The organism is Fibrobacter sp. UWB2, from assembly GCF_002210425.1.
Classification (GTDB): Bacteria; Fibrobacterota; Fibrobacteria; order Fibrobacterales; family Fibrobacteraceae; genus Fibrobacter; species Fibrobacter elongatus.
In genome coordinates this window covers 384,132-402,910 of record NZ_MWQK01000001.1, presented here as the reverse complement: position 1 = coordinate 402,910, position 18,779 = coordinate 384,132, and the positions used below count along the sequence as shown (strand labels likewise).

Below are 18,779 nucleotides of genomic sequence, written 5' to 3'. Positions count from 1 at the left end.
TGATAACCATTTGTGTAGCTTTTCTTTTGAATATAGTTGTACCTAAGTTTATTGATGAAACTCAATATGCATATTGGCAAGTATATATACTATATTCAAGTTTTGTTGGAATACTGCATTTTGGTATTTTGGATGGAATCGGACTTCGTTATGCAGGGCTCGATTATGATCAACTAGACAAGCCTTTAGTAAGATCACAATATCAGGCATTGTTCTTTGCAGACTTACTTTTTGCTTTTATTATTGCAGTTTTTTCTTATCTCCGTTTCTCGGGAGAGTATAAATATATTGCATTATTAGTTGCTATTTCTATTATCTCAAAACATTTGTTTACGTATAATTTTTACATATTTCAAATAACAAATCGAATAAAAAAATATGCGGCCTTTATAATTGTAAGTAATTTGATATGTATGTTGTTGACCGCTTTATTCCTACTTCTTTCTGTAAACAATTATATTTTTTTGTGCTTAATAGACATTTTCTGTGGCATCTTTTCCTGTTTTGTTTTTTGTAAATACAATAAAGGCTTATATTTTGGAAAATTTATTCCTTTTAAGGTTTTCATCTCTGAATTTAAAGAGAATATTTCCTGTGGCTTTATTTTACTCATTGCGACGTGGTCTTCTATGCTTCTGCTTGGTAGTACAAAAATGTTCATTCAAAAGAATTGGGATGAAATACTCTTTGGAAAGATCTCTTTTGCGTTTAGTTTAACTTCGTTGTTTTTAAGTTTTGTTACAGCTGTTAGTATTGTATTATTTCCATCTTTGAAAAGAATGGCTGTTACGGAACTTCCGAATATGTATTTAAAAATACGGAATTATCTCTCGCCAGTGTTATTCTCTGCTTTAGTTTTTTATTATCCAATCTTTTTTATATTAAAAAAATGGATTCCTAAATATGAGCCGAGTCTCATATATTTGGCACTAATTTTACCTATAATCGTTTATACTTCGAAGGTTACTTTGCTAACCAATAACTATTTGAAAGCCTATAGAAAAGAAAAATATTTGCTAGTTATCAATGTAACAATGCTTGTTTTATCAATGATTTGTGTGGGAATATCAACTTTTATTTTGAACAATCTTAAACTTACCTTATTATTGGCCGTTTTTTTTGTCGCGACGAGATCTATCGTTTCTGAGGTAATTGTCGGTAGATTGATAAATAAAAGGTTGACATGTTTCTTTATAAAGGAATTTATTCTTGTGGTTGCTTTTTTAGTAAGTGCGAACTTTTTTGAGCCACAAATAGGCTTTTGTATTTATCTAGGATGCTTGTTTGTGTATTTAACACCTTATGTAAAGAAAATTGGCTGCGTTAAGAAATTAAAAAAAGTTTCATAGCCATATTTATTTAAGTTACAACTTCATCCACGCATAAGCCTGCATTTACAATTTTATTTCCTTTGATTATTCCGGAGCGGCGGAGCCGCCAGTCCGGAGAAGTGAGAGCCACAAGTCCGGCCTGACGGAGCCACCTGTTTTTTGCCCTACTGGGCTTCCGAAGGGTTCAACCCATACACTTCCCTCATGGACTTGTCAACCGACTTGTCGATGTACTCGATGTGGTAGTGTCAAGGGTTTTTCGCAAAAATAGTTTGTTCCAACACCAGATTTAGGCTACATTTCCGTCCTTTTCCTGTTCCCGTTTCAGCTCGTTCTCCTTTTCCATCTCGTAAAGGTGCTTCATGTTCAGGTACCTCTTGGTACCCCATTCCTTCGTCGCTACATATCTCAATCTAGCGCATACAAGCATCAGTGCCGATTCGCCATCAGGAAAACAGCCCACAACCCTCGTCCTTCTGCGTATCTCCCGGTTCAGGCGTTCAAGGATGTTGTTCGTCCTTATGCTACGCCAGTGTTCATGTGGGAAGTCGAGATAAGTCAGCGTTTCCGTCACACCCTTGTGGTAAAGCTCGGCGGCAGACTTCAGCCCCATATCACGCAGTTTCTGTTCTACATCTGCTGCCTTTTTCAGCGTTGCCTCCTTGTCTTCCTGGGCGTATGTTGCCTTTAGCAGGGGTATGGCCGAAGCAAGCTTGTTGCGTGGGATCTTTGTCATCAGGTTCCTGAAAAAATGAACCGTGCAGCGTTGCCATTTCGCATCAGGGAACACTTCCGAGGCCGATTCCAGGAAGCCCAGGTGCTTGTCCGAAGTGAACAGCCTCACGCCCTTCAGACCGCGTTCCCTGAGACTTACGAGGAAGTTCCGCCAGCATTCCTTACTTTCGCTTGCACCCTCGCTTGCGCCGAGTATTTCCCGGTAGCCGTCTTCGGACACCCCTATCGCGACAAGTACCGAGACGCTGGTCATTTCGCCGCCCCAGCTGCGCTTCAGGTAGATGCCGTCAACGAACACGTAGGGGTATTCCCCGCCTATGGCCCTGTTTCGCCATTCCTCGATCTTGCCGTATACCTTCTGGTTCAGGTTGCTCACCGTCGAAGCACTCACGCGAGAGCCCCACAGGAGCTCGGTGACGTCCTCCACGCGACGCACGGATACCCCCGCCAGGTACATCTCGATGAGAGACTCCTCCACGGACGATTCCCTGCGTCGGTAGCGCTCGATGATGGCGGTCTCGAACGGGGCCAGGCGCAGCTTGGGTACGGACAGGTCGACCTCTCCGGCGGAAGTCAGAAGCTTGCGGTGGTAATGACCGCTGCGGTACAGAAAATTCCAGCAAAAAACGGGGCGGACCTATTGACAACTGTCTCGTGTTTGTGTATATTTAATAGTGAACAAATGTGTATCTTTGTGCCTTGCGGTTTTTGCTTGTCCGCAAGGAAGGAGTTGAAAATGAACAAAAAAGAGCCTGTTGTGTTGAATTCTGAGGTAGAAATGAGCAAAATGTTGCAGATTCGCAATAGTACCATCGATTTCTTGGTGTTTACCAAGCAGAATTCTCAGGATTCGATAGAAGTGCGCGTCCAGGACGAAAATGTGTGGCTCACGCAGGACGGAATTTCAAGGCTGTTCGATGTCGATAGGTCCGTAGTCACCAAGCACTTAAAGAACGTTTTTGAGACCAACGAGTTGGAAGAAATTTCAGTATGTGCAAAATTTGCACATACTGCCGCCGACGGCAAGACTTACAATACCAAATTCTACAATCTCGATGCGATAATTTCGGTGGGATACCGCGTGAATTCTATCCGCGCAACGCAATTCAGGCAATGGGCGACCAACGTTTTGCGCAATTTCGCGATAAAGGGTTATGTTCTCGACAAACAACGCCTGGAAAACGGCCAGATTTTTGACGAAGAATACTTTGAAAACCTGCTCGAAGAAATCCGGGAAATCCGGATGTCGGAGCGGAAATTCTACCAGAAGATTACCGATATCTACGCGACGAGTGTCGATTACAGCCGGGATGCCGTCACGACAAGGGATTTTTTCGCAAATGTGCAGAACAAGTTGCACTGGGCTATCCACCGGCATACGGCTGCCGAACTCATTATGGAACGCGCCGATGCGAAAAAAACGCACATGGGCTTGACGACCTGGCGCAAGGCGCCTGACGGGAAAATCGAGAAGTCGGATGTCAGCATTGCGAAGAACAACCTTTCAAAGGATGAATTGCATCAACTGGAACGATTCGTGACAATGTACCTTGACTATGCGGAATTTCAGGCGAAACGGCAGATTCCCATGACGATGGAAGATTGGGCGCTTCGCCTCAACAAGTTCCTGGATTTCAACGAGGTGGAGATTCTGACAGACAAGGGTCGGGTGTCGGCTGAAATTGCAAAGGCTTTTGCCGAAAGTGAATTCGAAAAATACCGCGTTGTCCAGGACAAACTGTTCAAGAGCGATTTTGACAAGTTCCTGAATGAAGCGAAAGCGGTTGAAGAAAAGAAGTGAAAACTTCGTGCCGCGAGAGCTACACCGGCATCGTCAACAAGATGGTCTGGCGAAAGTTCTAGAATCGTTTCTGAAAAGCGAAAAATGAAAGTGAAATGTCCTGCTACCCGCAGGACATTTTTTTCTCCACACTATCCCAATTATCCTCATTTCTTACATTCTCCGTAAGTTTTAAATAATTTTTACTATATTTTTTTACAAATTGGTTTTGCAAATTTTTGGAGACATTCATGGCCGAAAGCGAACAGCAGACAATTGTGGTCGGGGCACAGCAGATGCAGGCGGAAAATACTATTACGCTGCTAGAAGCTCTGTTTATTCTGTGGAAAAGGCGCTTTTTACTGCTTCTTTTCCTTGCCTTTGGTGCAATCGTTGGTGTTTTGATTGGTATGTGGATCCGTCCGCAGTTTACAAGCGATGCTTTGCTGCAGATCGATGTCAAGGGTAACAAGGCAGGCAAGGCTATGGGCGAGATGGGTGCCCTTTTGGAAGTCGCAAGCCCAGCCGATGCCGAAATTGAACTCATCAAGAGCCGTATGGTGCTGAGTTACGTGGTGTCCCAGGAACACTTGGACTATTCTGCAGCCCCGCTGAGCGCGATGAACCGCCTTCTGCACAAAGAAGGACGTATGGATATCGATTACCTCGAAATCCCGGAACTTGCCCGTGCCGAACGCTGGATTGCCGTGGTGACGGGGGCGGATACCTATGATGTCTATACTCCCGAAGAGACCAAGCTTGTCGGTGGTAAGGTGGGTGACTTGCTCAAGGCCCCTTATGCGGGTGATACCTTGTGCATCCGCGTGAACCTGATGCGTGCTACCGTTGGCGAACGCTTTGCAATTGGTCAATCGAATACGCTCCTTGCCGTGCGTGGTCTAGCAAGTGCGCTCAAGGTGGCCGAAAAAGGCAAGCAGACCGGCATTATAGGTGTGTCCTATTCCCACCGCTATGCAGATCGCGCAGCCTCCATCCTCAACACCATTGCCAATACTTACGTGCGCCAGAATGTAGAAATGCGTAGCGCCGAGGCCGAAAAGACTCTCGAGTTTTTGGAATCGCAGTTGCCGGGCGTCAAGTCCAAGCTCGACAGTGCCGAAAAGGTCCTTGCCGATTACCGCCACCAAATTGGTTCGGTGGACATGACGGGGGAGACGCAGGCCCACTTGAGCAAAGAGATGGATTTGCAGCGCCAGTTGCTCCAGTTGGAACAGCAGCGCCAGGAGGCAACGCGCCTGTTTAAAGAAGAGCACCCGGCGGTTGTTACGATTGTAAAGCAAGAGGCCAAGTTGCGTAGGGAACTTTCCCGCCTTAAGAAGAATGCGGAATCGATGCCGATTACGCAGCAAGAGGTCTTGCGCCTGCAAGAAGATGTGGCCGTGAACAATGCGCAGTACACAAGCATGCTCAACAACATCCAGCAGTTGCGCGTGGTGCGTGCGGGCGAGGTGGGCAATGTGCGCATTGTCGACTTTGCGCAGATCGAACCTATCCAGAGCAAGCCGAAAAAGCTCAACATCCTCATCTGCTCGATGGCGGCATCCTTTATGCTTGGCGTGCTCCTCGTCTTCTTGCTCCGCATGATGAAAAACGGTGTCCGCAGCTCGCAGGAACTCGAACACGCGACCGACGTGAGTGTCTTTGCAAAAATCCCGGTATCCAAGAACAAGGTGGTGCGTAACAAGCACAACGCCATGACCTTGGTGGAATCGTCCCCGAACGAACCCGCGAGCGAAGCCTTCCGTACGTTGCAGACGGCTATTGACTTCTCGCTTTCCGAAGGTCAGAAGGTTATCATGATTTGCGGCCTTGTGCCGGGTGTGGGCAAGTCTTTTGTTTCCAAGAACCTTGCCGCCGTTTATGCCATGAATGGTAAGCGCGTGCTCTTGATTGACGCCGACATGCGCAAGGGCGTGATCCACAGTTCCAAGCACGTGGGGCTGACGGAAGTGCTTTCCGGGAAGGTCGATTGGCACGAAGCCGTGTCCGACAACCGCTGCCAGAACCTTTTTGTGATGGGCGGGGGCAAGCGCCTGATGTCGCCGAGTGAACTTTTGCGCCGCGACACCTTCAAGAACCTGCTCGAGGAGATGAAGTCTGAATTCGACATGATTCTGGTGGATACGCCTCCGGTGAGCATGGTGACCGATGCCGAGCTGATATTCCCGCTGGTCGACTTTACCTTGATGGTGGTCCACTACGGTACGGACTCGCTCGCCCAGGTCAAGGAAAGCCTCGCAAACTTGCGCCGCTATGCCGATAAGCCTTGCGCATTTGTAATGAACCATTGCGAATATGAACCGGGTCATTACTATGGTTATGGATACTATGGTGGTGGCTATTACGGCAAGGGCTACTACAGCAAATAAGGGTGAGTTGGTTTTATGGTTCGGTATTTGTATTTGGCTTTGCTTGCGGTTTTGGTTGTAGCGCAGTCCGCGCTTGCTCAATCTGTCGTAGGCGCCGAACGCAACCGCAACTTACGCCAGCTGGACTACGCCCCGATGTTGATGGAATACCACCGTCAGACGGTTGGCGAAAATCGTCAGTTCTTTACCTACCCGCACCGCAATTACAACTTTGTTCGTGATTTTGCGGATAAAGAAGGTAATGCGCTTATTTACTACGCCGATTCTATTGGCTCGGGCAAAGACGCCCATCGTTTTGCTCTGGCGACATCGATTGTTCTTGGGTTAGATTACCGCGGAGGTCGCGCTCTTGGCGATACAATCTGGCCGGGCGTTGATGGTGGCCTTTATTTGCGCGGTTACGCCGATTCCGTCGATTTTGATTTGGATGCTAGGATTTACGCCGAACGCCATTCGGCCAAGAAGCCCAAAAGCTTTGACGGTGAAGTCTTTGACGTGCAGACCGAAAGCGGCAACGCCGGTGCTGATTACGTCAGCTATGCCCGTTACCGTGCGCATATCGGCTTTAATTATTCCTGGATGCGTCTTTCTCTTGCCCGTGATGTTTTGCATTGGGGCCCGGGCTATTACAACAACTTATCGCTAAACCAGTTTGCCTTGCCCTACAACATGCTCAATCTGGAGTTCTCTTTTGGCCCGTTCCGCGTGTTTAGCGCTTATGCGGACTTGCGCGTGAACAGCTGGAGCTACAGCAAGGAAAACCTGAACGACAGAAACCTTTACGCTCACCGCTACGAGCTCGCTCTTGGGAACTTGACCATCGGCATGAGCGAAATCCAGATTCTTTATAACGAGAACAAACCCTGGCTTTTTACGCCTATTGTGCCTCTGTTTATTGAAAAGGGGAATTATTCCGAACGCGTCAACAACGGGGCTCTTGCGCTGGACCTCAATTACCGCCTGTTTAGCAAGGTGCGCTTTTACGGCGAATTCTTCTTGGACGATATGGAATCGCCAATGGCCGTTTACGAAAACGAGTACAGCAACAACCGCTGGGCAGCCATGTTTGGTACCCAGTTCGCTTACGATATGTACGTCGGCAAGCGCCTGTTGCAACTGGGCTCCATCGCAGAAATTGCACGCGTGGAACCTTATACCTATTGCCATTACGATACCGCTCAGGCGCAGATGGCGCACCTGGGCAAGCCTCTCGGCAATCCGAACGGCCCGAACAGTCTAGCGATTGACTGGACGGTTTACGGCGAGCTCGATATGGGCGGGGTGTCCAACATATTCCTGGGCATTCACAACAAGTGGCTTTGGAAAGGTATCGATAAAGGTAGCGACATCGATGATCCGTACAAGACGGTGCGCAAAAAATTCGTTCACGGAGCGCCTCTCCAGTACTCCTTGGCGTTGCTAATCAGTTATAGAGGTTCACGGGTAGCATTCATGGGTGAATACGGGTTCTTTGACAATCCGTATGCGAATGTCCGGATTTCATTTGTTATGTAGGGGTGGAATTATGGTTAACTACAAACAGCTGTTTGTCAACTTTAGACTCCGCAAGCGCTTGCTTGCTTTGGTAGACGCGTTCATCGTCTTTGTGGCGGGGCTCATCGTCAATGTCCCGTTGCCCGTGTTTGCAGACCGTATCGATAGGGGAGTCCTGATTTCGTTCTTGATACTCAGCACTTTTTCGTGCTTTGCAAGCCTCCTCTTTTTTGGCGCGTACAATAAGCTGTGGCGCTATTTTAACGTGCGTGATTATCTGTGCTGCATCAAGGGCGTCCTTGGTGGATTTATCATCGCGGCATGGCTCTTTTACATCATCCAGGGTAGCCTGTACATAGGCTTTACCATTGTGACCGCTGTGGTGGCCGTAATTGGCGTGTGCATGTTCCGCTACCTGTTCAAGGGGACGTTTATCTCCCTTGTGAATACGGGTCTCCGTGAAGGTAAAATGGTCCGTACCATGATTATTGGCGCAGGCGAGGCTACACGCGTTTTGCTCGAAGAAATTAAGCGCCTGCAGTCCCCCAAAGAACATGGTGCCGTTGGCGCTGCCGAAACGTTCAATATTTACCCGGTTTGCTTGATCGATGATGACCGCTACAAGATTGGCAAGTATTTCCATGATGTGCTTGTCGCTGGCGGTACAAGCGATATCGAAAAAATTGCGCGCCTCGAACGCATCGAGCAGATTATTTTTGCCATCCCGAGTTGCCCGCCCAAAGACCGTGCGACGATTCTTGACCTGTGCGGAAAGACTCGGCTCCCGGTGAAGGTTTTGCCGTTTGTGGGTAGCCTGCAAGATGTCTCTGAAACGCAGAAGTCGAACTACATTTCGCAAATCCGTGACATTAAGGTCGAAGACCTTTTGGGCCGTGACCCGATCAAGTTTGATAACACCGAAATTCGTGAGTTTATCGAAAATAAGGTCTGCTTGGTTTCGGGTGGTGGCGGCTCTATCGGTAGTGAACTTGTCCGCCAGATTGCAAAATACAAGCCCGCCCAGGTCATCATTGTCGATATTTACGAAAACAACGCCTACGATATCCAGCAAGAACTTGTGATGGAGTACGGCAAGGACCTGAATCTGGTGACGATTATTGCAAGCGTTCGTGACTACTTCCGCATGAACCAGATTTTCAAGAAGTACAAGCCGAATGTTGTGTTCCATGCTGCCGCGCACAAGCACGTCCCCTTGATGGAAAGCAACCCGATGGAAGCCATCAAGAACAACGTCATCGGAACGTTCAACATGGCAACGCTTTCGCTTATTAACGGAGTGAACAAGTTCGTGATGATCAGTACCGACAAGGCTGTGAACCCGACAAACGTCATGGGCGCATCAAAGCGTTGCTGCGAAATGATTGTGCAGTTCTTTGCACAACAGAAGGATTGCAAGACTGAATTTGTAACGACGCGCTTTGGTAATGTCCTCGGTTCAAATGGCTCCGTGATTCCGCTGTTCAAACGCCAAATCGAACAGGGCAAGCCCGTGACCGTGACGCACCCGGACATTATCCGCTACTTCATGACGATTCCGGAAGCGGTGAACCTTGTGCTTGAGGCAGCAAGCTTTGCCCATGGCGGTGAAATCTTTGTGCTTGACATGGGCCAGCCGGTCAAGATTGTTACTTTGGCCGAAAACCTCATCCGCATGTACGGCAAGGTGCCGTATAAGGATGTCGAAATCAAGTTTACGGGGCTCCGCCCGGGTGAAAAGCTGCTCGAGGAACTTTTGATGGGCGAGGAAGGCTTGCAAAAGACTAAGAACAAGCTCATCTACATCGGCAAGCAAATCCAGATTGACTTGAGCTCTTTCATCAACCAGCTGTGGGACCTCAAGAATGCCGCGCAGGCCAATGACGACCAGAAGGCCATTGCCGCATTGCACAAAATCGTGCCGACATTCACCACCCCCGAAGCCTTCAACAAGACAGTCTTAAAGTCTAAGTAAAATGTCATTCCCGCCATAGTGCCATTGTGCCATTGTCATTCCGGCCTCCGTGCCGGAATCAGTATATAAAAAAAGGACGGGCTTCAACCCGTCCTTTTTAAAGTCGCGAACGTGTCATTCCCGGCTTGACCGGGAATCACCTTTTACTTCTTATCTACACCCTTAGGCATCTGCACGGAGATGTGGATGTCCTGCAACTGCTGGAGGTCCACTTCACTCGGGCACTGGTCCATCGGGCTAGAAGCGCTCGTGTTCTTCGGGAACGCGATGTAGTCACGGATAGATTCTTCACCTTCCATGGTAGCGACAACGCGGTCGAGACCGAAGGCGAGACCACCGTGCGGAGGAGCGCCGTACTTGAATGCATCGACGAAGAAGCCGAACTTGGTCTTCACCTGTTCTTCGGAGAGACCGAGCAAGCGGAACACCTTTTCCTGAACTTCCGGGTTGTGAATACGGATAGAACCACCGCCGATTTCCACACCGTTAAGAACAAGGTCATAAGCTTCAGCGTTGCAATCCTTGAGGTTGCCACCGAGCATCATGTCCAAATGTTCCGGAAGCGGGTTCGTGAACGGGTGGTGCATAGCCATGTAGCGGCCTTCGGTGTCGCTGTATTCGAACATCGGGAATTCGGTGATCCACACAAATTCACGCTTCTTCGGATCGCGGAGACCCTTGATACGGGCAACTTCCAAGCGGAGCTGACCCATAGCCGTAGCTGCAATCTTTTCCGGACCGGCGATGAAGAACATCATGTCGCCGCACTTGGCGCCAACAGCGTCGCGGAGTTCGTTAAGTTGTTCGGTCGTAAAGAACTTGCCGACCTGAGTTTCAACTTCGTCATTTTCCTTGACGCGCATCCACACGAGGCCCTTGGAACCGTACTTGGCAACGTAAGCGGTGAGTTCGTCAATCTGCTTACGAGTAAAGTCAACGCAACCCTTAGCAGCGATACCGCGGATCTTGCCACCAGCGGCAACGCAGTTCTTGAACACGCCAAAGTTGGACTTTGCACCGATTTCAGACACATCGTGGATTTCGAGGTCGAAGCGGAGGTCCGGCTTGTCGGAACCGTACTTGAGCATAGCTTCTGCCCACTTCATACGGCGGATGTGGCGCGGCGGCTCGAAGTTCCAAACCTTGCCCAAAACTTCAGTCACGAACTTGTCGAACATTTCCATGACTTCGTCCTGGTTGACGAAGGACATTTCAACGTCGATCTGTGTGAATTCCGGCTGACGGTCAGCGCGGAGGTCTTCGTCGCGGAAGCACTTGGCGATCTGGAAGTAGCGGTCCATGCCTGCAATCATCAAGAGCTGCTTGTACTGCTGCGGAGACTGCGGAAGGGCGTAGAACTTGCCCGGGTTCACGCGGGACGGCACGAGGTAGTCACGTGCGCCTTCCGGAGTGGACTTGCAAAGGCACGGAGTTTCAATGTTTTCAAAACCGTTAGAATAGAAGAAGTCGTACACGGCCTTGAGGAAGCGGCTCTTGAGGAGGAGCTTCTTCTGGATCCACGGACGGCGGAGGTCCAAATAGCGGTACTGCAAGCGAAGGTCGTCGTTTTCCTTGCATTCTTCGTTCGGGTCGTTAATGGCGAGCGGAGAAGTGAGGGCGGCGTTCAAGATTTCGAGCTTGTCGGCCTTGACTTCGATTTCACCCGTAGCGAGCTTTTCGTTCGTGTTGCCTTCTTCGCGGGCGTAGACCTTACCAGTCACGTAAATAACGTATTCGTTACGGAGCTGTTCGGCAGTCTTCAAAACATCGGCATTGTAATCCGGATTGAAAACGATCTGGGTCTTGCCATACTTGTCGCGGAGGTCAACGAAAATCACACCACCATGGTCACGGCGGCGATCCACCCAACCGGCGAGTGTTACGGTCTGGCCAACATCTTCCTTGCGAAGCTGGCCGCAGTTATGTGTACGTTTCATGGTTGTATCCTTGAAGATAATTTTTCGCGGTGAAATATAGAAAAACTTCCTAGTTGTTAATTGCTTGTTTTTGAAAAAGTCTTTTTGAATAGATTTATCGTTTCTTTCCAATTTTGTAAAGCGCTTTCCATTTTCTGTCGATGTTTTACGCCTTTTGTCGCTCCTTTTGGTCTTTTTATCCTCCATTTGTGTAAGTAAACAATATTTTCGCAATTTTTTGTCGATTTTCTTGTCTTTTTCCAAATTTTCCTAGTATATTCTTTTCTGTGTTTAATAAAAATGCCCTTGAAAGGGGTGTTTTGGTTCAATTTGGAGATTTAAATGGCAGAAGATTTGCAAGCCCTTATGGAACGCATCCAGAAGGATGCTGTCGAAAAGGCAGAACTCGCAGCAGCAGATATTATTTCTAAGGCAAAGGACAAGGCGGCCGAAATTGTCAGGGCTGCCGAAGACGAAGCCAAAGCAAAACTCGAAAACGCCGATAAGGAAGCACAAGCATTTACAGAACGCAGCGAACGCACTTTGGAACAGTCCGCTCGCGATTTGCTCCTCTCGGTGGGCAAGAACCTCGAAAAGATGATTCTTGATCTTCTCAGCCTCCAGATTGACAAGTCACTTGATGAATCGACCGTGAAGAACATGCTCCTTACGGTTGCAAAGAGCTACACCTCCGACATCGAAATCAACTTCTCCGAAGCCGATGCCAAGGCCCTCACGAGCTTTGTGATGGGCGAGTTTGCCAAGCAGCTCAAGGCTGGCGTCAAGGTCGAAAGCGACAAGGGCGTCAAGTTTGGTTTCCGCGTTAAGCTTGATGGCGGCAAGGTCAGCCACGAATTTACAGAACAGGCAATGGCGGAATCTCTTTCTGCCTTGCTCAGACCGCAACTTGCAAAGATTGTAAACAAGGCCGCCCAGGGCAAATAAGGCGGTCCAATGAGCAGTCCAGCATATTTGATGGCATCGCTTCCGATGCTAGAACTGGGCGACGTTCCGCCCCTTAGCATGGCCGAGTTCCGTGGCCGTTGCGAAGGTGTGCTGGATGCCCCAGAACTCGAAGCGCTCGACGCCCTCTTAGCGGGCGAAGAGAGCGATGATGAATTTGTTCGGGAATACCAGTCCCGCGAAACCCAGATGAGAAATGTTTCAGGAAGGCTCCGCGCCCAGGCGTGGGGCCCTGAAGTGCGTTTTGCGGAACGTTCATTCTCTGGTTATGACGTCACCTTTGCGAAGATGATCCAGGACGCGTTCATGAAGTCAAATCCGCTTGAAAAGGAACAGGATATCGACCGCGCCCGTTTTTGGCTTGTGGATAGCCTTGCCGGTGTAGGCGAGGGGACCATCAAGCACGTCTACGCCTATGCGATTAAGCTTAGAATCTGCGAGCGTTGGGCTCGTTTGAACGATATCGCAGGCGACAAGGCCGTCATCAATATTATTAATGAAAACGATCCTGCATACAGGCAGGAATGAGTGGAGGTCCATTTTCAATGGCTAGTATCGGAAAAATAACCGGCGTGAACGGAAACCTGATTCGTGTCAAGTTTGAAAGCGCCGTTTCCCAGAACGAAGTGGCTTATGCAAAGCTCATTTCGAAGAACGAAGCAGGTAAGACAGAAATCATCCCCCTTAAGAGCGAAGTGATTCGTATCCGTGGTGATTACGCTGAACTCCAGGTGTTCGAAGATACGACTGGCCTCAAGGCTGGCGACGAAGTCGAATTTACGGGTGAACTTCTTTCTGTTGAACTTGGTCCGGGTCTCCTTACTCAAGTTTTTGATGGTCTTCAGAACCCGCTGCCGAAGCTCGCTGACGAATGCGGCTTCTTCCTCCAGCGCGGTAAGTACTTGAAGGCTCTCCCGCGCGACAAGAAGTGGGCTTTTACTCCGGTCGCTAAGGCTGGCGATGTTGTTGTCGCTGGTGATACGCTCGGTACGGTTCCGGAAGGTGTTTTCTCGCACCGCATCATGGTGCCGTTCAAGCTCCTCGGCAAGTGGACTGTAGATTACATTACGACTGCCGGTGACCGCGTTGTCGAAGATGTTGTCGCAAAGCTCAAGAACGATAAGGGCGAATCTGTTGACGTGACGATGGTGCAGACCTGGCCGGTCAAGATGCCGATCAAGGCATTTGAAGAACGCCTCCGCCCGTCCAAGCCGCTCACTATGCAGCAGCGCATTATCGATACGTTCTTCCCTGTGATGCAGGGCGGTACGTTCTGTACGCCGGGCCCGTTCGGTGCCGGCAAGACCGTGCTCCAGCAGCTCATGAGCCGTTATGCCGATGTGGACATCGTGATTTTGGCCGCTTGCGGTGAACGTGCTGGTGAAGTGGTGGAAACCCTTCGCGAATTCCCGGAATTGATTGACCCGCGTACGGGTAAGTCCTTGATGGAACGTACGCTTATCATTTGTAACACGTCTTCGATGCCGGTGGCTGCTCGTGAAGCTTCCGTTTATACCGGCGTGACGCTCGCTGAATACTACCGTCAGATGGGCCTCAACGTGCTCCTCCTCGCAGACTCTACTTCTCGTTGGGCTCAGGCTCTCCGTGAAATGAGTGGCCGTTTGGAAGAAATTCCGGGCGAAGAAGCATTCCCGGCTTACCTCGAATCGGTGATTGCATCCTTCTACGAACGCGGTGGCGTTGTCCGCCTCAAGGACGGTTCGACCGGCTCCGTGACGATTTGCGGTTCCGTGTCTCCGGCAGGTGGTAACTTCGAAGAACCGGTGACCCAGGCTACCTTGAAGGTGGTGGGTGCATTCCTTGGCCTTTCCCGTGAACGTTCTGACCAGCGCCGCTTCCCGGCAATCCATCCGCTCGATTCCTGGTCTAAGTACAAAGGCATTATCGATTCCAAGAAGGTCGCTCAGGCCCGTTCTATCCTCGCTAACGGTGTGGATGTGAACAACATGATGAAGGTTGTGGGCGAAGAAGGTACTTCGATCGAAGACTTCATTGTTTATCTGAAATCTGAATATCTTGATGCCGTTTATCTGCAGCAGGACGCCTATAACGAAATTGACGCCGCTTGCTCTGCAGAACGCCAGAAGTACGTGTTCGACAAGATTTACACCATCCTCATGACGCCGATGACGTTTACCGAAAAGGATGTCGCCCGTACGTTCTTCCTCAAGCTCACGCAGGCCACCAAGGACTGGAACCGCGTGGCGTTTGACTCTCAGGAATTCAAGGATCTCGAATCCAGTATTTTTGCTTCCGTAAAGGAGGTTTCTGCTAATGCATAATGTTGCTTACCATCGTATTGAACGCATTGCCGGTTCTGTGATTACTTTGAGAGCCGAAGGCGTTGCAAACCAGGAACTGGCTCAGGTAACGAGCTCTTTCGGTACTTCTCTTGCCCGTGTGATCCGCATTGACGGTGACCTCGTGGACTTGCAGGTTTTTGCGGGTGCTCGTGGTATTTCTACGGATTCCGAAGTGCGATTCCTTGGTGAACCGATGAAGGTCCCGTACAGCGAAGCTTTGCTTGGCCGCGTGTTTAACGGTGCCGGCAAGCCGCGTGACAACGGCCCGGAAGTCGATGGCGAACGCATCACGATTGGCGGCCCTTCTGTGAACCCTGCTAAGCGTATCATCCCGAAGACGATGGTGCGTACGGGTATCCCGATGATTGACGTGTTCAACACGCTCGTCGTTTCGCAGAAGCTCCCGATTTTCTCGATTGCAGGTGAACCCTACAACGAACTTTTGGCACGTATCGCCTTGCAGGCTGAAGTCGACGTGATTATTCTCGGTGGCATGGGCCTCAAGCACGATGACTACCTCTATCTCAAGGATTACCTCGAAAAGAACGGTGCTCTTTCCCGTACGGTGATGTTCATGCATACCGCATCTGACCCGATTGTGGAATGCTTGCTTGTTCCGGATGCATCTTTGGCTGTGGCTGAAAAGTTTGCAACCGAAGGTAAGAACGTGCTCGTGCTCCTCACGGACATGACGAACTTTGCCGACGCCATGAAGGAAATTGCTATTACGATGGAACAGATTCCGTCGAACCGTGGTTATCCTGGCGACCTTTACTCTCAGCTCGCAAGCCGTTACGAAAAGGCTGTGGACTTTAGCGATGCTGGTTCTATCACGATTTTGGCTGTGACCACCATGCCGGGCGACGACGTGACGCACCCGGTTCCGGACAACACGGGTTACATTACCGAAGGTCAGTTCTACTTGCGCAAGGGCCGTATCGAACCGTTCGGTTCTTTGAGCCGCCTTAAGCAGCAGGTGAACGGCAAGACCCGTAGCGACCACCGTACCATCATGAACACCATGATTCAGCTGTACGCAAGCTACAAGGAAACCTTGGAAAAGCAATCCATGGGCTTCAACATGAGCAACTGGGACCAGAAGCTGTTGAAGTACGGTGTACGCTTCGAAAAGGAAATGATGGACCTTTCTGTGAACATCCCTCTTGAAAAGGCTTTGGATCTCGGATGGGAAATCCTCGCCGATTGCTTCACTCCTGAAGAAACCGGTATCCCCACCAAGATGATCAATCAGTACTGGCCGAAGAAGTGGTAATATGGCTAAGGTCAAGTTAACTAAAAACGCCCTCAAGGCGGAACGTGACGCACTGAAGCGCTTCCAGCGCTATCTGCCGACGTTGCTTCTGAAAAAGCAGCAGCTGCAGATGGAAATGCGTACGCTCCAGGAGAAGGTGATGGCGAAACGCGAAGAAGAGGATAAGCTCCGCAAGAGTATGGCTTCGTGGATTTCGCTTTTTGCCGAACCCATTGAGTGGAAAAAATATCTCTCGGTGAAGAGTGTCGAACAGGGCGAGGGTAACATTGCCGGCGTGAAGATTCCGACGTTTAGCGGCGTGGAATTCAACGTGAACATTCCGGACTTCTTTACGACTCCGGTGTGGCTCGACGATGGTATCCGCAGTTTGCAAGGTTTGATTTCCTTGCGCCTGGAACGCCGCGTGCTCGAAAAGCAGTACGAACTCCTTTCGAAGGAACTGCGTACCACGAGCCAGCGTGTGAACCTGTTCGAAAAGGTGAAAATTCCCGAGTCTAAGGATAACATCCGCAAAATCAATATCTTCTTGGGTGACCAGCAGACAAGCGGTGTGGCCCGTAGTAAGCTTGCCAAGGGCAAGGCTACGGCTAAGGCGCTTGCACTTGACGCCCAGAGTAAGGAGGTTGCCGCATGATTACTCCTATGAAGAAGGTGACCATTCTTACGCTTGCAAGCCATAAGGAAGAAACCCTTAAGGCTCTGCGCGAAATGGAAATTATCCATTTGACTCCGCTCCAGAATGCCGTTGGTGCTTCTGTGAACGGTGCAAAGGGTGCTGTGGCCCGCGTGCAGAAGGCTATGGAAGTCGTTCCGGATAAGCTTCGCAAGGGTGTGACGCCTGCTGCAAAAGGTGCAAGCGGTGTAACGCTCGTCGAAGAAATCCAGACGCTCATTTCGGACAAGAAAAATGCCGAAATCCAGCTGGAGCAAGCCAAGGAAGAACTTGAAAAGCTCCACGCTTTTGGAAATCTCGATCCGCGTACGGTCAAGGAACTTGCCGCAAAGGGCATCTTTGTTCGCCTTTATCTCGTCGACCTTTCCAAGGATCCTTTTGAAGTCGAAGGCGATAACGCTTACAAGCATGTTTTTGGCAAGGATGAAAATGGCACGTACATTGCCGTGTTCACAAAGGGCGATGCTCCTGCATCTGTGAAGGGTGCGTTTACGGAACTCGCCATGCCTCTCAAGTCGCTCGAAGAATATCGAATGATTGAAGAGGAATCGAACACGACGATTTCTGCTGTGGACGAACGCTTTGCCCAGCTTGCTTCCGTGAAGGACGATCTCGAAGACCGCCTTTTGGAAGTGACGGACCGTTACAATCTCGTGGAAGCTTCTGCAAGCATGCTCCAGAACAAGGGACTTGCTGCACTTCAGGGATTCTGCCCGGAACCGCGCGTTGCAGAAATCAGTGCGGCCGCCAAGGCAAACGGCTGGGGCATCCGCGTTGAAGATCCGACGGACGAAGATAGCATCCCGACGCTTCTCGGCTACAACAAGCTTTCACGCCCGATGCAGTGCCTCTATGACATCATTGGCATTTCGCCGGGCTACAACGAAGTTGACGTGAGCTCCGTGTTCCTCTGCTTCTTTAGCCTTTTCTTTGCGATGATTGTGGGCGATATGGCTTATGGCCTGTTGTTCCTCGGTATTGCTATTTTTGCTCGCTCGAAAATGCCGAAGGCAAACAGTGCCGGATTCCGCTTTGTGTATTTGATGAGCTGGGCGACTATCATCTGGGGCGCCATCAATGCAAACTTCCTTGGCCTTACGCCGGAACTTGCAGGGTGGAGCTACTACCTTGATATCGCTAACTACAACTTTATCCCGGAAGGCGTGCGCAACGTGCTCTACTGGATTCGCAGCTCTGCTCCGACGGATCCGACGCGCTTCGAAGCATACAAGCAGTTCTGCGAGACGTTTACGTTCTTGCCCGCTAGCTTTGTGCCGAAGGCCGCAGGGGCATCCCAGATGCAGCATATCCAGCTGTTCTGCTTCTGCATTGCCGTTGTGCATCTGAGCATTGCTCATGCGTGGAATGTCGTTGTGCGCCTCAAGCGCAAGTCTTCGACGTTCATGGCGCAGGTGGGCTGGCTCATGGGCGCTTGGGTCATGTTCTTCCTCGCATGCAACATGGTGCTTGGAATCGACATGCCGAAGTTCGTCATCCCGATGTTTATCGTGGAAGTCGTGCTTCTCGTGCTCTTTACGGTGCCGCCTAGCCGCCTCAAGCAGGACTTCATCAGCATCCCGATGCTCGTGCTCGACATCGTGAACAGCTTCACCGACGTTATCAGCTATATCCGTCTCTTTGCTGTGGGTATGTCTGGTGCCGCAATCGCCGAAGCGTTCAATGGAATGCTCTCGCCGCTGTTTGGCTCTGCCGTGGGTGTTGCCGGTGCAGCTCTAGTTCTTTTGGGCGTTCATGGCCTGAACATTGCACTTGCCGTGATGGGCGTTGCAGTGCATGCCGTACGTCTTAACACACTCGAATTTTCAAATGGACTTGGTCTTGAATGGAGCGGATTTGCATTCAGCCCCTTCGCCAAGCAAAAAAATTAAACCAAGGGTTAAATCCCGCTACTTAATGAGGATAATATA

The 18,779-nt window shown here is 50.0% G+C and carries 12 protein-coding genes and 1 pseudogene; 11 read left to right on the top strand and 2 right to left on the bottom strand.

The window, feature by feature from the left end; all coding sequences use genetic code 11:
* Positions 1-26 precede the first annotated feature (26 nt).
* Positions 27-1,349 (top strand): hypothetical protein, encoded by a 1,323-nt coding sequence (locus B7982_RS01780; RefSeq protein ID WP_144065905.1) that lies wholly within the window; start codon positions 27-29, stop codon positions 1,347-1,349.
* 271 nt (positions 1,350-1,620) lie between these two features.
* Here the strand turns inward: B7982_RS01780 and B7982_RS01775 are convergent.
* Positions 1,621-2,673 (bottom strand): annotated as a pseudogene (locus tag B7982_RS01775) (IS256 family transposase); the annotation flags it as partial.
* 171 nt (positions 2,674-2,844) lie between these two features.
* Here B7982_RS01775 and B7982_RS01770 point away from each other — a divergent pair.
* The 4 genes from B7982_RS01770 (at position 2,845) to B7982_RS01755 (ending at position 9,702) form a co-directional block, all read left to right on the top strand.
* Complete coding sequence (locus B7982_RS01770; protein WP_088659543.1) at positions 2,845-3,867, top strand: virulence RhuM family protein; 1,023 nt, start codon at positions 2,845-2,847, stop codon at positions 3,865-3,867.
* Positions 3,868-4,097: 230 nt separating this feature from the next.
* On the top strand, positions 4,098-6,236 hold the full coding sequence (locus B7982_RS01765) for a polysaccharide biosynthesis tyrosine autokinase (protein ID WP_088659289.1): 2,139 nt from the start codon (positions 4,098-4,100) through the stop codon (positions 6,234-6,236).
* Between the two features lie 15 nt (positions 6,237-6,251).
* On the top strand, positions 6,252-7,751 hold the full coding sequence (locus B7982_RS01760) for a hypothetical protein (protein WP_233138314.1): 1,500 nt from the start codon (positions 6,252-6,254) through the stop codon (positions 7,749-7,751).
* A gap of 10 nt (positions 7,752-7,761) precedes the next feature.
* Entirely contained in the window at positions 7,762-9,702 is a 1,941-nt protein-coding gene (locus B7982_RS01755) for a nucleoside-diphosphate sugar epimerase/dehydratase (protein WP_233138313.1), read from the top strand.
* A gap of 143 nt (positions 9,703-9,845) precedes the next feature.
* Here B7982_RS01755 and aspS read toward each other — a convergent pair whose 3' ends face one another.
* On the bottom strand, positions 9,846-11,639 hold the full coding sequence (gene aspS / locus B7982_RS01750) for an aspartate--tRNA ligase (protein ID WP_088659540.1): 1,794 nt from the start codon (positions 11,637-11,639) through the stop codon (positions 9,846-9,848).
* 321 nt (positions 11,640-11,960) lie between these two features.
* On the opposite strand from aspS, the gene B7982_RS01745 reads away from it, so the two are divergent.
* The 6 genes from B7982_RS01745 to B7982_RS01720 are packed head-to-tail and all read left to right on the top strand — an operon-like array spanning position 11,961 to position 18,740.
* Positions 11,961-12,563: an ATPase gene (locus tag B7982_RS01745; RefSeq protein ID WP_014544947.1), complete on the top strand. Its 603-nt coding sequence runs from the start codon at positions 11,961-11,963 to the stop codon at positions 12,561-12,563.
* Positions 12,564-12,572: 9 nt separating this feature from the next.
* Positions 12,573-13,109 (top strand): hypothetical protein, encoded by a 537-nt coding sequence (locus B7982_RS01740; protein ID WP_014544948.1) that lies wholly within the window; start codon positions 12,573-12,575, stop codon positions 13,107-13,109.
* Between the two features lie 17 nt (positions 13,110-13,126).
* Positions 13,127-14,884 (top strand): V-type ATP synthase subunit A, encoded by a 1,758-nt coding sequence (locus B7982_RS01735; RefSeq protein ID WP_088659288.1) that lies wholly within the window; start codon positions 13,127-13,129, stop codon positions 14,882-14,884.
* Positions 14,877-16,178, top strand: coding sequence for a V-type ATP synthase subunit B (locus tag B7982_RS01730; RefSeq protein WP_014544950.1), 1,302 nt, complete (start codon positions 14,877-14,879; stop codon positions 16,176-16,178). The genes B7982_RS01735 and B7982_RS01730 overlap by 8 nt, the downstream gene beginning before the upstream one ends.
* 1 nt (position 16,179) lies before the next feature.
* Complete coding sequence (locus B7982_RS01725) at positions 16,180-16,812, top strand: V-type ATP synthase subunit D (protein WP_085490495.1); 633 nt, start codon at positions 16,180-16,182, stop codon at positions 16,810-16,812.
* The gene (locus B7982_RS01720) at positions 16,809-18,740 is read left to right on the top strand and encodes a V-type ATP synthase subunit I (RefSeq protein ID WP_088659287.1); all 1,932 of its coding nucleotides are present in this window, start codon (positions 16,809-16,811) and stop codon (positions 18,738-18,740) included. The genes B7982_RS01725 and B7982_RS01720 overlap by 4 nt, the downstream gene beginning before the upstream one ends.
* Positions 18,741-18,779: the final 39 nt, after the last annotated feature.